Origin of the sequence: Pseudomonas agarici (assembly GCF_001543125.1) — a bacterium.
GTDB classification, from domain to species: Bacteria; Pseudomonadota; Gammaproteobacteria; order Pseudomonadales; family Pseudomonadaceae; genus Aquipseudomonas; species Aquipseudomonas agarici.
In genome coordinates this window covers 748,381-762,931 of the sequence record NZ_CP014135.1, presented here as the reverse complement: position 1 = coordinate 762,931, position 14,551 = coordinate 748,381, and the positions used below count along the sequence as shown (strand labels likewise).

Below are 14,551 nucleotides of genomic sequence, written 5' to 3'. Positions count from 1 at the left end.
CGATAGATGATCAGCGCCAGGCGGCCATGGCCGCTTGGCCGACGGCCTGCCAGTCGGCGGCGGGACTGGCGATATTCAAGGCCGTGGCCTGGAGCACGGTGTCGGCGGTCAGCCCGCTGTCCTTGCACGCCTGTTGACAACGCCGCAGCCAATCGACCTCGGCCAGGGAGGTGGCACGCTGTTCGGGCAAGGTCATGCTTAAGATGCGGATTTCGTGCTTGTTCCAGTCCAACAGTTGCGCCAGGGTGCCCGCCGCTTGATCGGCCCAATCGGCTTTACGGGCCTTACCGATCCGACCTTTGCTATCCGGATGGGTCAGCATGAAATAATCCAGCAGCTCGGCTTCCGGTTTGCCCAAGGTCTTGATCATCTGGCTGTAGCGCTCCAGCAAGTAGAAGCTGGCCAGAGACAGGTGGGAGCGACCGTCAGGGGCTCCGAGCCATTTGGGCTTGATCAGGAAAAGCCGCAACGCGCGGGCACTGACACCCAACTGGCGTAGCGCATCAGCGTGGCGCAACAGGTGCTGCAAGCGGCTGGCCAGCTCCACCGGAAGTTCGCTGAGCGGCCAGCGATACGCCGGGTCGCCGTGCATCAGGTTGAACAGCCCCTGGACCGAATCCCCGGCCCATCGGGTCACACCTTTGGCCTGGGCCATCGGCAGGTCGCTGCTCTCCTGCACAAACCCTTCGATTACCCGCGACTGCCGGTCATGGGCCACCAGCAGAAGCTCGCCCAGCCGCTGACGCGCCTGCGCCTTGTCCTCCGCCGAGAGCTTGATGACCTTGAAGATTTCGTCCAGGCGCCTGGCGATCAGCGCCGCCGTTTCGTCACCCAGAGATAACTCCGGCAGGTCGAATACCACCCCGTCCAGGTCGAGCAATTGGATTTGCAGATGCTCCCGCCAGAAAATCGGTTGCTGCGCCGTATCGATCGCGGGCAGGTTCAGGCGCTCCACTTCCTCCGGACTCACCAGCGCCGACTTCACCTCCTCGGCCAACCGATTCAAACGTTCCAGTAACGCTTGGGGCGAAAGGAACTCATGGGGATCGAGCGCCAGCAGGCGGCGCACTTCGCCGATGCTTCGCTGACTGTCCTTGAGCCAGTTCAATGCCCAATCCATCTGCATCAACACATCGAGGATATCCGGCGCCTCGCCCGAGGTGCGCAGCGCGCCGGTCGCCATGGCGCGGTGATAATCGTTGCCGCCGAGCAGGTCGGCCAGGGCCCAACTGTCTTCGACCGCCAAGCCCTGCATCCTAGCGATACGCGCCTGGCGGTACAGGGAGGACACGGTGTCCAGCGAGCGCCGCAAGGGGCCTACGCAATCCCGCGTGTTCTGCAACAAGCGCAGCAGGGAGGCTTCGGTCGCTTGCAGGCCGAGGCCGGCGCAGAGCTGGTAAAGCGTTTTCAAGTTATCGGGGGTCGCGCCGGTCGCAGAAAAGGCTTTCTGATCCAGGACGAAGGGTGTGTCGAACAAAGCGGGACTGTTGAAGACACGGTCGAACAACGGCAGCTCGTCCCCGCTGGTATAGGGGCAAATATGATGTAAAAACGCGGCGAACTCTTCGGCGCCGATCGCACTTTTTCGGTTGAAATAGCGAAACACGCCCAGGGTCCGTAGGGTGTTGGCATTGAGCTCCAGGGTCAGGTTGGCTTCGCCTTCGGCTCGCACGGCGGCAACGATCAGGGTATCGAGCTCGGCGAAGGGAATGTCCGTCCAGCGTTGCAGGCGGATCATGCGTTGCAAGCGGTCGAAGCGATTCAATGAGGTCTTGGTAAGCCACCAGGTGCTGACCGCCCCCTCCTTCACCTCCTCCAAGTCCATGGCGTTGTCGAAGATGTCCTGCTCGGTCGCGAAAGCACTGGAACTATCCAGTTGATCGCTACCCAATCCGTTGACGTAGCAGGCGCCATAGTGGGAGGGATGGGGAAAAGGCAGGCCATAGACGGAACCTGCGCTGGGCAGGTTGCTGTTGGGGCAATTAACCGACGCACGAGGCTGGCGGGTGCGCCGTGCGAGCAGCGCTTCAACCTGCCCGGCATCGAGTTCGGTCTGTTGCATGAACGTCTTCATGACAGCCAGCGAGCGGTCTCCGACGCTTAACACCTGAGCGCCATAACACCTGTGGAAAAATTCCCGCTCCTCCGTGGACAGCTGGTAGTCGTCAGCCATCACCACCGTCAGGCTCTGGCACGCCAGCTTTAGCGCAGTGGCGGCTGTTGCATCGACGGTGACGAAATCAAAGGTGGCGCTCAGACCGGAATTGAACGGCGGCGGGTCGATGACCGTTTGACCGTTGTACTGGAGGTAGGGAAAAACCGGTGCGGCTCCCGAGGGATGTTTTTGATTGATGGCGTATCTGCCCGAATGGCGCAGACGGCTGGAGATCATGTCCAGGCTGATGTAATAGCTCGAGGGACCGCTGATCAGCTTGAGGGTCGCGCGGGTCACTGGCCCCCCCAATCCCACAACGGCTGCCGATGGTACCGTTTCCACAACGTTCGCTTGCCCATCCGGCACCAGGAAGCTGGTATAGACCCCGGCAATGTAGGGTCTCAGGTAACAGATGCTCGGGCCTGTCCATCGGCTGTTCAGTTCTTCGTTACACGGGTAATAGAACGTCGTGAACAGACTGGGCTCCGTGAGTAGCCGCTGTTGCTCCGGCCCCAGACCGGACAATAGGCATTGCGCAACACAGGCATCGGTCTGCCGCTGGCCGAAGGCGTTATCCGCGTCTTGGCTGATCGGCAGGGCCGGACTGATCCGATAGTTCAGTTCCCCGAGCGTCGGCTTTTTCCCCGACAACCCCAACTGGCACTGGTGGTAGGCGAAGTTGTAGGGAAACAGAAAAGGGTGGCGTCGCTCGGCCAACAACTGGTGAATCGGCTTGTCTTTGTCGGCCTTGTCCGCCCGATATCGCTCGATGCCTTTGCTCACCACCTCATTGACGATCATCAGCATCGGGATGGGCGTAAACGTCGATTGGGCATCGATCAACAGGTCCTTCAGGTCCGGTCGCCGGATGTCGAGGCGGATCTTGCGTGTCGGATCCGGGCCAGTGACGTTGTCTTCCAACTGCGTCGTAACCAGATGATAAAGATCACGCAGGTAAGCCACCGGCGAATCGACGGCGGCCATGGCGCCGATCTTGCAGAATTCGTCCCAGTTTTCCTTGAACAGGTTGCTGTAGCTCGGTCCGATATCGACCAGCGAGCGTATGCCGGTACGTCGACTCAGGTGCTGCGCCCGCCCATCGCTAAGCTGCTGTTCGCGGTATTCACGACCGATCTGTACCGCGTAGGACAAGGCATTGTCATAGACCAATTCGCCATCGACATCGCTGAGACTGGCCAACTTCCGGCTGAACAGCGCCTTGGGTTGGCGGACGATATCGAATACCGACTGAATATCGAGTCGCTCCATGGCGGTTGCAAAGTCGACTCTGCCTTCACGCAGGCCCCGCGCAGGCATATCCTCGACGAGGTTGAGCAATAAGAGGTCGAGCTTATCCATCCGAGTTCTCCCTATCGCTTGTCTCGGGAGCCGCGCGGATGAGTTCCGCACGCCGGGAAAAACAATAAGGTCAGAGCCGATAGCGTGCCCACTGTCAGAAATGACAGTCTTCTAGACCCATTGGAAATAAAAAAAGGTCCATGGGCAGCGCATTATTGCCGGTAGCGGGGGGTGATTGGCCGGATTGGGACGGAGGCATTTGCAAAGGCGCATCGGCTATGCTCCCGAACACTGTCCCGTCGACCGACTGCTGCACTTTGTAACCGAAGATGAAAAACGACAACAACATACCCCTGACCGACCTGTCCAGATGCCTCACCGCCTACGCTTCGGCAGATATCGTCAACCCGGTCGAAAACAGCTATACCGCGCCACGCTACGCAGCCCTGGCGAACTGCATGCCGCGGGCGCTCTGGGAAGACTGTCTGCCGATACCACCGTTACGCCCCAGCTAGCGCCCGCACACCACGGAGTTTCGGGCCGAGCACCCGCACAGCAGTTTTTCGGGCCGATAGCGACAGCAGTATCAAATCGCCACCTGTCATTTCTGACAGGTTACAAGCTTTTGTATTTAACGTTGAATAGCCCCCTTGGAGGTGAAGCTACCGCACCGGGAGTTAGGATGAAGAGCAAGACCACCGTCACCGAGATCAAGACCCGGAGGGCATTCCGTGCCGCGCTGGGCAGCCTGGAGATTCCTCTGATTCGTCCGAAGCCATCGGTGGTGTTGGTCTACAGCCGTAGCTGTCCACCTTGCGATCGTCTCAAGCAGCTACTTGAAGCCTTGGCGTCAGGTCCTTATCGAGAGCACGTGGCATTTTTTCAGCTCAGCTTCCCGATCTTCAAATTGCTGCAGCCCGGTATCGAAATCCAGTACGTACCCACTTTGTTCTTTCTCGACGGCCATGGTGCCCAGACCCGTATGCATGGCACCGACCGGGTAAAGATCAAACAAGGACTCGATTCGCTCTTTTTTGTCACGGACAAGGTATTCTCGGCAGTCTTCGACTTTCAGGCCCAATAAGGATGTGCCATGCCCGTAGCCTTGATCACCGGATGTTCCAGCGGCATCGGTCGCGCCCTGGCGGACACTTTCAGACACGCGGGGTATGAGGTCTGGGCCACGGCACGCCGACCTGAAGACGTGGCGACCTTGGCCGCCACCGGATTCACCGCCATGCAACTGGATGTCAACGACGGTCAGGCACTGCAACAACTGGCACAACGTATCGAGCAGCAGCACGCCGGTCTCGATGTACTGATCAACAATGCCGGTTACGGCGCTATGGGACCGCTGCTCGACGGTGGCGTCGAAGCCATGCGGCGCCAGTTCGAAACCAACGTCTTCGCCATCGTCGGTGTCACCCGTGCGCTGCTACCGGGGTTGCGCCGAAACCGGGGCCTGGTGGTGAACATCGGCAGTGTCTCGGGTGTCTTGGTTACGCCTTTCGCCGGCGCCTATTGCGCTTCCAAGGCAGCGGTACATGCCTTGAGCGATGCCCTACGCATGGAATTGGCACCCTTGGGCATCCGCGTGATGGAGGTCCAGCCTGGCGCCATCGATACCCAGTTCGCCAGGAATGCCAGCCATGAAGCCGAGCAACTGATGGCCGAGACATCGCCTTGGTGGCCGTTGCGCGAGGGTATACGTGCCAGGGCCAATGCCTCACAGAACAATCCGACTTCGGCGACCCGCTTTGCCGCCGACCTGCTCAAGGCTGCCCGTAAAGCACGACCTCCACGCTTGCTGCGCCTGGGCAACGGTTGCCGAGCGTTGCCGTTGCTGGCGAACCTGCTGCCCAAAGGCCTGCTGGAAAAGGTGCTGATGAAGCGCTTTGGCTTGGCTACGCGCCTGTAGCTATTGACCTGCCTGGTGAGTTCGTTAGGGCTGCTTGAAAAACCACCGAGTGGACAGGCGTCGTGGCGGTATTTGGCAGGACCTTGGTTCAGGCCTGAAAAACCAACAGATGTTTTTTGGAGCCCTCGCACTGCCGCCGATAGCCCTGTTGGTCTATGAGGTATAAGATTTGAATCTACAGATTCATTTTATTTACTTTTGAATCTACAGATCAATCCTCAAGAAGGTGAACATGACCATCACTTCAGCAGCCCAACGGCTGACCAAAGCCCATGGCGTGACAGGCCTGAGAGCGGCCGTAGGGATACTCGAAAAGTGGCTGGCATCGAGTGATCAAGCCTGCCGTATCTTGCGTATTTCCCGCAGCACTTACACCCGTGCCAAACAGCATGACCCCGATTGGTCCGTTGCCCTGGATGCCGACCAGATGCAACGGATCAGCTTTGTCCTGAACATCCACGCAACCTTGCGGGTTATTTTCGATAATCCCGAGAACGTCTATGGTTTTGCGGCGATGGCGAACGATAACGCGTTTTTCAACGGGCGCACCCCGTTAGACATCATGGCGCAGGGCGACATGATCTCGCTGTACGAGACGTTCCGCCGGATTGACGCTCTGCGGGGCGCGCAGTGGTGATCACCGGCCATTTGCCCGTGTTGTGCGGTGATCGCTTGCACGCCTATCGTTTGGTCAACTCCAAGTTCCCGCCAATTGCCTTGTTCGATGACGTGGCGGACGCTGACGAGTTCGAAGTGCTTTACCAGATTCAGGCCCTCACCAATCCGCGGCTACAGAACGAACTGGGTCGACTGGAACTGATCCCGCGTGACGAGATCCCCTTCGGTATTCCTGGTTGCGCCTATGCGACCGCGCCCTTCACTCACGTCAATCCGGCAGGTTCACGGTTCAGTGCTGGCCGCTTTGGCGTGCTGTACCTGGCCCAGACCATGGAAACGGCGCTGGCCGAAGTGCGGTATCACCAGAACAACTACTGGTCGAACGTGCGCGGCCTCAACTACGAACGGTTTGTTTTTCGTGGTCTTTCCTGCCACTTCACGGAGGCGGCTATGAAGGATGCCGCATGCCTGCCACTGACAGATCCCATTTACGATCCCGATGATTACACCCACTCCCGCGTGTTGGGCAGCGCGATCAAAGCGGACAGGTGCCCTGGGCTACGTTACCGGTCCGTGCGCCACCCCGGTCACCACTGCTGGGCGCTGATGACCCCACGCCTGGTTTTATCGATCGTTCAAACCGCTCATTACGAAATGATCTGGCACGACAAAATCACCAGCGTCAACCAGATCACTGACGCCTGATAGCAATGCCGTGGGAGTCGGTTTTTGTGGGAGCGGTCTGGTTATCTGTGTGTTCATAGGCCATGGCCATTAGTCCCTGTTCCAACAGCCGTCACAGCCAGCGGCGGCTCGGCGGCGGCATGAGCGCAATGTGATATTGGTCGGCGACGCGGCCATGCGAGGCTTCGTCCTACACCGACCTGACACCAGCCTGACAACAAAAACATAAGGCAGAGGCACCCGATGAACCTGTCTCTAGAACTGCAGAAACGCCGCAATCGCTTCAACAATCCCCTCGTACACGTCCCCCTGCCGCCCCTGAACGCCCTGCGGGAATGTCTGGTGAAAAGCCTCGGGATCGCCGTCGAGCAACGGGACGACCGCTTGCACTTTCGAACCCTCGATGGCGACCCCTGCACGCTTGAGTATGTCGGCGCCTATCTGGTGCGTCGGACCCTGCACGGCGTCGAGGACGTCAGCGTGCAACAGTGGTTGAGCTTGAACCTGAGCCTGTGTCGGCACTACATGAGTATCGAGTGCCAGGGCCAGACCCCGGTTATCAACGGCCTGATCGTCGAGGAAGCGTCCCAGGAGCTGACCCTGAAAAGCCTGGCCGCCTTTTTCAACCTCTCCAACGCCGCCAAACACACCGCCCACTGAACAGGACCTGCAATCATGTCCGAAGCCAGCCGCAACGACCTGATTCGCCAGTTACACACCCTGATGCCCGACAGCCAGGCCGATTACTTCCAGATAGCGCTTGATCACGATAATCGCAGGCTATGGCTGGAGTACGGCCAGCAAGGGCTGCTGATCATGCTTACGCCGCCGATGGACGGCTCCCCAACCGCTGATTTTGTTATCCAGGGTCCCGGTGGCTCTCTGGCCCTGCTGTTCGACACCTGGTTTCAGGACCAGGCCGCCCAGGCCCTTTTTCTCAAGCTGGCGTTTCCCGACAGGAAGGTCATCCTCGATACCTGTGATTTATTCCTGCAACGCTGCCATGCACCGCTGATGCAGGAGTGATCGCCCATGAGCACCCTTCATGCCGTCCATGCCCGCCCCACCTCATTGTTTCATCAGCCGGCCTCAGAACCGTGCTTGATCAGCTACAGGGAAAAAAACTCGATCTTCCATCAAGCGCCCGACTTGAGACCGGACGACACCTGCCTCGGCGATAACTTGCAAGGTCTCGACGCAGCGATCGCGCAGCGACCGGAAGATAGCGCTCAGCCCTTTGGGGCCGCGGTCGAGCGCATCATGCAGCATCTGCAGGACAGCCTCCCGCCCGAGCAACAACGGGCGCTCGAACCGTTGCACACGCTTCGCTCAGAGGCATTGCCCGCCCTGGGCGCCAAAGACCTCGGCAGCTTGGGCAAACAAGAATTGCAGGCACTTTATCGCTACTTCAAAGCGGCCGAGCGGACCTTTGCCAAGCTGCCGCCCTCAGCCAACCACCAGCAACAGCAACGTTTGTGCCGAGTGATCAAGTGGCAATTTCGCGCGAGCCTGAGCGTGCATTTGAAGAGGTCGCTGGACCAAGCCTTGGCCAAAAGCCGGTCAACGGTCGGCGAAGGCGGATCGCAAGGCTGGGATGCGCGGGTCGGAGTGCAAATCGGTACAGGGACACTGGGCGGCGCCAGTATCGGGCCAAATGTCGGGCTGTCGTCAAAACTGGAGACCACACAGACCCGTATTATCAAGGACACCACTAGCGTCGACGCACGGTTGAAGGGTCAACTGTCGTTGGTCAATGCCGTCTCGCTGGAACTGGGTCTGGGCTACGAAACGATCCGCACCGAAAAATACAGCAACCTGGACACCTACACCCAGGCCAAAGGCCTGTCGAAGTGGGCCTGGTGGAACGGCTCCAAGCGTGATCTGTTGAAACAAGGAAAATCCTTGTTTTCCACCTGCAACAACTTTCAGAGGAACATCCGTCTCGCCTCCTTCAGCCAGGCGTGGCTTGGGAATGAACTGAGAAAAACCGGCAACCCCTGTCCGTTATTCGAAACCCACCAACCCCTGCCCCAACCCTTTCAGATCGAATCTGGCCGGCGGATCGCCGCTACGGCGGCGGCAACCTTCGATGGACTGGGCCTCCTCAGGGTCCAGGCAGAGGCGAAGGCCGATGAGCTGAAAACCGAGAAAAGCCAGGCCCTGGATATCATCGGACTCTATGAGCTGAACCCGGCCACCGCCGAGCAGCGATTGGGTGGCGTAGCCGAGTACCGACCGGATGCACAGCAACTGATCCGCGCGATGCAGGCCCATGTCATCGCCAGCAGCCATCAATTGACCACCGCCGTGCTGGACGGCAAGAACTCCCTACAGATCCGCCAGATCAATGAAGACCTCGACCAGAGATCGCGACAACTGACCGAGCAATACGTCCATCACAAGATTGCCCAGACAATCGGCACCGACGCGGACACCACCATCGGTCAACTGTTGGAGCAGCATCCGGCATTGTTCCGTCCGGACACCTTGAAGCTCTATACGGCCAAGACCGACACCCTGACTCGAACCGTTTCGGTCGAACCGAAGGCGAAGCTGACATGGGGCGTGAGCCTCGAGGCCGGAATGAAAATCAGCCTATCATCCGTTCAGGAAGATGACCCTCACCTGTGCGGTACATACCTGGACATCGTCGTGTCCGGCCAGTTCAATACCCTGGAAAGCGTGCAGAAACTGCTCGCCGGCGGACTCTCCAGCGCCGGTGTCAACCACTTCGATACCGCCCCCCTTGTCGCGCTGATCGGTGGGACGGTGCTCTATCAATCCCATGGAGCCTCGGTAAAGTTCTCGCTGAAGCTCAAGGACGGTGAACTGGCACTGCTGATGACCCAGCACTTCTTCACGCAAAAGGATGCCTTCAACCAAGCCTTGTCAACGCCCACGCCGATCACCATGGAGGTGGCTTCCGGCAGCCATGTAGATACCCTGCTCGAAGAGCACCTGGGTAGCCAGTCTCTGGACCTGATCTTGCCGATAGCCCTGAGCAAACTGGCCCCGGATCAGGATACTGCCTGGTGGGACAGCTACGTCGACAAGCATGTAAAGGCCTTCGACGCCCTGCTGAACAACATGGCCGATGCGGGCAAAGGCACGCTGATCCAGCGCGAACTGGCGGCGATCCAAGAAAGAATCACGCCCTCAGACGCAGTGGACAAATTGCTCCTCGCAGCACAAGCCGCCCGTGAACGGCCGGATGCAACGACCCTGCAGGCGGCTCGGGATGCCTTGAAAAACATGTTGGTTGCCTACATCAAGGGCGACTATGAGGCCAAAGTAAAGCAAGCCTGGCGCGTCATCTGAGCCCTCTGCCGTAACAGCGCCGCTCGCGGCCCACGACAAACTGACATCACCCACTTACTTCATGTCACAATTTGCCATCGCCCCAGAGAACACCCCATGGACACTCTGCAAAATATGCGCGCCTTCAGTTGCGTGGCCGAGGCCGGGAGTTTCACCGCCGCCGCCGTTCAACTGGATACCACAACTGCCAATGTCTCGCGCGCGGTCTCCAGCCTGGAAGCTCACCTGCAAACCCGTCTACTCAACCGCACCACCCGCCGTATCGCCCTGACCGAGGCCGGCAAACGTTATCTGCTGCGCTGCGAGCAAATCCTCGCCTATGTCGAGGAAGCGGAAGCCGAAGCCAGTGATGCCCACGCACGGCCCGCCGGCTTGTTGAAAGTACACACCATGACCGGGCTCGGTCAGCATTTCGTGATCGACGCCATCGCCCGTTATCGCAAGACCCACCCCGACGTAACCTTTGACCTGACCCTGGCCAACCGTGTGCCGGACCTGCTGGACGAAGGCTACGATGTGTCCATCGTGCTCGCCAAGGACTTGCCGAATTCGGGCTTTGTCTCCCAGCGGTTGGGCATCACCTACAGCATCGTCTGTGCTTCGCCCGACTATGTGAAGGCCAATGGCTGCGCGCGCAAGCCCAGCGAGCTGCTCAACCACGCCTGCCTGCGCCTGGTCAGTCCGGTGACTGCCCTGGACAACTGGATCTTCAACGGCCCCGATGGTCAGGAAGCGGTGACTCTGTCCAGTTCGCCGTTCCTGGTCAACTCGGCCGACGCAATGAAAACCGCGATCACCAGCGGCATGGGGGTAGGTGTGCTGCCGGTGTACGCCGCCATCGAGGGCCTGCGCAACGGCAGCCTGGTGCGCATGATGCCCAGCTACCGCTCCCAGGAACTGAACCTGTACGCGATCTACCCGTCGCGCCAGTATCTGGATGCCAAGATCAAGACCTGGGTCGAACACTTACATAGCTCTCTGCCGGAGATCCTCGCAGCCCACCAGGCCGAGTTGACGGCCTATGAAATGGGACAAGTCCCCCTCGCGACCTGACTGTGGCGAGCGAGCTTGAGATCGCTCTCGACGCAGAGTCCACCGCACAAATTCGGCAAAAAATGATAGCGTGCTAGCTATTCCCGTCGTTCGATGAGCTTTACGATGAAAAAAACCGTACTCGCCTTCAGCCGCGTCACCCCAGCCATGGTTGAGCAACTGCGCCAGGACTTCGAGGTGATCGTTCCCAATCCCAAGCTCGGTGATCTCAATGCCCAGTTCGCCGAAGCCCTGCCTCACAGCCACGGGCTGATCGGTGTGGGCCGTAAACTGGGGCGGGCCCAGTTGGAAAACGCCGGCAAGCTGGAAGTGGTCTCCAGTGTGTCGGTCGGCTACGACAACTATGATGTGGCCTACCTCAGCGAGCGCCGGATCATGCTCACCAATACCCCTGACGTGCTGACCGAAAGTACCGCCGACCTGGCCTTCACCCTGATCATGAGCTGCGCTCGTCGGGCTGCCGAACTGGATGCCTGGACCAAGGCCGGCCAATGGAAAGCCACGGTCGGCCCGGAGCTGTTTGGCACCGATGTGCATGGCAAGATCCTGGGCATCGTCGGCCTGGGCAATATCGGCGCCGCCATCGCCCGCCGCGGTCGCCTCGGCTTCGACATGCCGGTTCTCTACAGCGGCAACAGCCGCAAGCCGCAGCTCGAACAGCAGTTGGGCGCGCAGTTTCGCAGCCTTGAGGCCCTGCTGGCCGAAGCCGACTTCGTGGTGCTGGTGGTGCCCTTGAGCGATAAGACCCACCACCTGATCGGCCAGCGCGAACTGGGCCTGATGAAGCCCGGCGCAATTCTAGTGAACATTTCCCGTGGCCCGGTGGTGGACGAGCCGGCGCTGACTCAGGCACTGCAAGCGGGCACCCTTCGCGGTGCCGGGCTCGACGTCTACGAGAAGGAACCACTGGCTGAATCGCCGTTGTTCCATCTGAAGAACGTCGTGACCCTGCCGCATATCGGTTCGGCCACCCATGAGACCCGTGAGGCCATGGCCAATCGGGCCTTGTCCAATTTGCGCAGTGCCCTGCTCGGCGAGCGGCCACGCGATCTGGTCAATCCACAGGTGTGGCAGGATCGGCTATCCGAAGGTCGGTCCTGATCCGCCGCCAGCCGTAGCTGGGTGCTTCGGTCCGCTCCGGACCTCGATGTCCGTCCGACTCAGGTCTCGGGGCGCTGCTTGGCGTCCTTCGACTCAGTTGAAGAAGCGTCGACCTTTTGCGCCTGCGCCGTCAGGGTCTTCTGCTGAGCCTCTTCCCGAGCGGCCTGCTGGCTCAATTGGAAGTTTTGCCAACGCTCGATGACGCGGTCGGAACCGCCTTCGGCCAGTGCGGCGAATGAACTAACGGATAATAAACCGGCAATAATCAATGTAGACAGTTTCATGGACTTGTTCTCCAAGTATGCAAAAAAGAGAGCCGTCTCAGCGGGCTGATAATTTAGAAGTACTATCGAACACTTGTATTAAGTCGCGATTAACAACATGCAGTGCTGATGAGGTGTTTTCAGAGCGGCAGGCTGGAGCCCGCTCCTGGCGCCATTAGTGGCTGAAAGCAGGCGACAGGCGGTGTGATTTTCTTGGAGGGAGGAAGAAATGATGCAACGAAAACAATCAGAAGATTTAAATTAAACTATTTTCCTTCAACACATAATGCTGCGTTAATAATAACGACAATTTTAATGTCAGGATTGCTTTCCATACAGTTCTCGCGGGCCGGCTCTCATGGTGGACATGAGAACCGGCCCAGGGATTACTTCTTGGCGATCTCGGCAGGTGCCGAGGCGGTCTTGGGCTTGATCAGGCTGAAATCGATCAGGGCCTTCTGTGGGCGGGCATAGGGATCACCGATCAGCAATGGGCGGACCTTGAACTGATCGCTGACCACGCTCCTGCTCAGATCCTGCTCATCGAAACTCAGTCCGGCCAGGTCGGTCCAGGTGTGAATCAGGTTGGAACTGCTGTAGGGCCGATTCACGTCCGAAGCGAAGTTCCAGTCATGGGTTTCGCGCCATTTCGGCGATGCCCAGGCGATAAACGGAATAGTGTACATCGGCGCGGTCGGCTTGCCCTCGTTACGCCCGAGGGTGGCATGGCCGGCGGAGTCAAACACGTCTTCGCCGTGATCCGACAGGTACAGCAAAAAGCCGTTGGGGTCGGTCTTAGCGTAATCCTTGATCAGGCTGGACACCACGAAGTCGTTGTACAGCACGGCGTTATCGTAACTGTTGTAGGTGGGTACCTGATCATCGCTCAGGCCCGCGGGAACACCGGTGCGGTCGGTGAACTTGTCGAAGCTCGATGGATAACGGTACTGGTAGCTCATGTGCGTGCCCAACAGGTGAATCACAATCAGCTTACGTGGCGCGCTGTCCGCCAGGGCCTGGTTGAACGGCTCCAGCACATCGCCGTCGTATTGCCGGGCATTCTGATTGCGATTGTTGTTGAGGTACACCCGTTCGTCGGCCTGCTCGGAGAAGGTCGTGAGCATGGTGTTGCGTTTGGTCAAGGTCTGTTGGTTGGTAATCCACCAGGTCTTGTAGCCCGCCTGCTTCATCACGCTGACCAGCGATGGCGTCTTGAGGTACAGATCGGGATTTTCTTCGTCGGCGAACGTCAAGACCTGTTGCAAGGCTTCGATGGTGTAGGGTCGGGGCGTGACGACATTGTCGAAGATCGCCAGTTGCTCCTTGAGCTTGTCCAAGTTCGGCGTGGTTTCCCGAGGATAGCCATAGAGACTCATGCGCTGGCGATTGGTCGACTCGCCGATGACCAGCACCAGGGTGGCTGGCAGCCCGGCCTGGCTGTCCTTGAGATTATGCAGCGGCGGGATCTTGCTGACGTCGTCGAGCATGCCCTGCATATTGTCCAGTTGTTCGCGATAGCGGCGGTAGGCCACTAGCATTTGCCAGGGCACCGCCGGCTCGACGCGAGCTTCGAAACGCTCCAGGCCATCGGCCAGGGTCGCACTGCGGTTGATCTGGGTGAACAGCGGATAACCGAGCACTGCGACCAGAATCGCCGTCGCCGCGACCATGGCCTGCCGGCGTGGCAGATGGACCGGGCGCAAACGGGTCCACAGGAAGATCGCCACGGCGGTATGAGCGATAAACGCCAGCACGATCCACCACCGGAAATACTGGGTCATGTACTCGCCGGCTTCAGAGATGTTCGACTCGAACATGATGAAGATGACGCTTTGCGAAAACTCCTGCTGGTAGATGAAGAAGTAGCCCAGGCTCGCCATGGAACAGGCCCATAGCACCAGGCCGATCACGGCACTGAGCAGACGGGTCTTTTTTGGAAACAGCAGCATCGGCGCCAACCAGATGGCGCTCATGAAGAACGCTTGGCGAAACCCTGCAAAACCGGAAGTGCCGGTCAACTGGATGAGCAGTTGGGTGATACCCGAGAAGTACCAGAAGAACAGGAACAGCCAGCCGAATCCAGCCCAATCAAAACCTTGCGCAGACTTTGGGCTGCGTTTGAACATCACCATAGAACACCCC

13 protein-coding genes are annotated in these 14,551 nt (G+C 59.1%); 10 read left to right on the top strand and 3 right to left on the bottom strand.

The features are described from left to right. Positions 1-10: 10 nt before the first annotated feature. A complete protein-coding gene (locus tag AWM79_RS03525) occupies positions 11-3,514 on the bottom strand; it encodes a Tc toxin subunit A (RefSeq protein WP_060782165.1) in 3,504 nt (1,167 codons plus the stop codon). A gap of 269 nt (positions 3,515-3,783) precedes the next feature. Between AWM79_RS03525 and AWM79_RS03520 the strand changes: the two genes are divergently transcribed. The 10 genes from AWM79_RS03520 (at position 3,784) to AWM79_RS03475 (ending at position 12,146) form a co-directional block, all read left to right on the top strand. Next, on the top strand, positions 3,784-3,969 hold the full coding sequence (locus tag AWM79_RS03520) for a hypothetical protein (protein WP_017130734.1): 186 nt from the start codon (positions 3,784-3,786) through the stop codon (positions 3,967-3,969). 167 nt (positions 3,970-4,136) lie between these two features. After that, on the top strand, positions 4,137-4,538 hold the full coding sequence (locus AWM79_RS03515) for a thioredoxin family protein (RefSeq protein WP_017130733.1): 402 nt from the start codon (positions 4,137-4,139) through the stop codon (positions 4,536-4,538). Between the two features lie 9 nt (positions 4,539-4,547). After that, positions 4,548-5,372 (top strand): SDR family oxidoreductase, encoded by an 825-nt coding sequence (locus AWM79_RS03510; RefSeq protein WP_017130732.1) that lies wholly within the window; start codon positions 4,548-4,550, stop codon positions 5,370-5,372. 232 nt (positions 5,373-5,604) lie between these two features. Further along, a complete protein-coding gene (locus tag AWM79_RS03505; RefSeq protein ID WP_017130731.1) occupies positions 5,605-6,009 on the top strand; it encodes a hypothetical protein in 405 nt (134 codons plus the stop codon). Continuing rightward, complete coding sequence (locus AWM79_RS03500) at positions 6,009-6,695, top strand: RES family NAD+ phosphorylase (protein WP_086009293.1); 687 nt, start codon at positions 6,009-6,011, stop codon at positions 6,693-6,695. The genes AWM79_RS03505 and AWM79_RS03500 overlap by 1 nt, the downstream gene beginning before the upstream one ends. 222 nt (positions 6,696-6,917) lie before the next feature. Further along, positions 6,918-7,334 carry a hypothetical protein gene (locus AWM79_RS03495; RefSeq protein WP_017130729.1) on the top strand — a complete coding sequence of 139 codons (417 nt, stop codon included), beginning with the start codon at positions 6,918-6,920 and terminating at the stop codon, positions 7,332-7,334. 15 nt (positions 7,335-7,349) lie between these two features. Next, the gene (locus AWM79_RS03490; RefSeq protein WP_017130728.1) at positions 7,350-7,700 is read left to right on the top strand and encodes a hypothetical protein; all 351 of its coding nucleotides are present in this window, start codon (positions 7,350-7,352) and stop codon (positions 7,698-7,700) included. Between the two features lie 6 nt (positions 7,701-7,706). Then, entirely contained in the window at positions 7,707-9,992 is a 2,286-nt protein-coding gene (locus AWM79_RS03485; RefSeq protein ID WP_060782164.1) for a hypothetical protein, read from the top strand. 96 nt (positions 9,993-10,088) lie between these two features. After that, entirely contained in the window at positions 10,089-11,045 is a 957-nt protein-coding gene (locus tag AWM79_RS03480) for a LysR family transcriptional regulator (protein WP_017130726.1), read from the top strand. 105 nt (positions 11,046-11,150) lie between these two features. After that, on the top strand, positions 11,151-12,146 hold the full coding sequence (locus AWM79_RS03475; protein WP_060782163.1) for a 2-hydroxyacid dehydrogenase: 996 nt from the start codon (positions 11,151-11,153) through the stop codon (positions 12,144-12,146). A gap of 59 nt (positions 12,147-12,205) precedes the next feature. Here AWM79_RS03475 and AWM79_RS03470 read toward each other — a convergent pair whose 3' ends face one another. Beyond that, a complete protein-coding gene (locus AWM79_RS03470) occupies positions 12,206-12,430 on the bottom strand; it encodes a co-regulatory protein PtrA N-terminal domain-containing protein (RefSeq protein ID WP_060782162.1) in 225 nt (74 codons plus the stop codon). Between the two features lie 365 nt (positions 12,431-12,795). Then, the gene (locus AWM79_RS03465) at positions 12,796-14,541 is read right to left on the bottom strand and encodes a phosphoethanolamine transferase CptA (RefSeq protein ID WP_060782161.1); all 1,746 of its coding nucleotides are present in this window, start codon (positions 14,539-14,541) and stop codon (positions 12,796-12,798) included. Positions 14,542-14,551 lie beyond the last annotated feature (10 nt).

Coding starts and splice junctions, on each gene's coding strand:
- AWM79_RS03505 (WP_017130731.1), top strand. CDS start 5,605: ATGACCATCACTTCAGCAGCCCAACGGCTGACCAAAGCCCATGGCGTG.
- AWM79_RS03490 (WP_017130728.1), top strand. CDS start 7,350: ATGTCCGAAGCCAGCCGCAACGACCTGATTCGCCAGTTACACACCCTG.
- AWM79_RS03475 (WP_060782163.1), top strand. CDS start 11,151: ATGAAAAAAACCGTACTCGCCTTCAGCCGCGTCACCCCAGCCATGGTT.
- AWM79_RS03525 (WP_060782165.1), bottom strand. CDS start 3,514: ATGGATAAGCTCGACCTCTTATTGCTCAACCTCGTCGAGGATATGCCT.
- AWM79_RS03495 (WP_017130729.1), top strand. CDS start 6,918: ATGAACCTGTCTCTAGAACTGCAGAAACGCCGCAATCGCTTCAACAAT.
- AWM79_RS03510 (WP_017130732.1), top strand. CDS start 4,548: ATGCCCGTAGCCTTGATCACCGGATGTTCCAGCGGCATCGGTCGCGCC.
- AWM79_RS03480 (WP_017130726.1), top strand. CDS start 10,089: ATGGACACTCTGCAAAATATGCGCGCCTTCAGTTGCGTGGCCGAGGCC.
- AWM79_RS03470 (WP_060782162.1), bottom strand. CDS start 12,430: ATGAAACTGTCTACATTGATTATTGCCGGTTTATTATCCGTTAGTTCA.
- AWM79_RS03465 (WP_060782161.1), bottom strand. CDS start 14,541: ATGGTGATGTTCAAACGCAGCCCAAAGTCTGCGCAAGGTTTTGATTGG.
- AWM79_RS03520 (WP_017130734.1), top strand. CDS start 3,784: ATGAAAAACGACAACAACATACCCCTGACCGACCTGTCCAGATGCCTC.
- AWM79_RS03485 (WP_060782164.1), top strand. CDS start 7,707: ATGAGCACCCTTCATGCCGTCCATGCCCGCCCCACCTCATTGTTTCAT.
- AWM79_RS03515 (WP_017130733.1), top strand. CDS start 4,137: ATGAAGAGCAAGACCACCGTCACCGAGATCAAGACCCGGAGGGCATTC.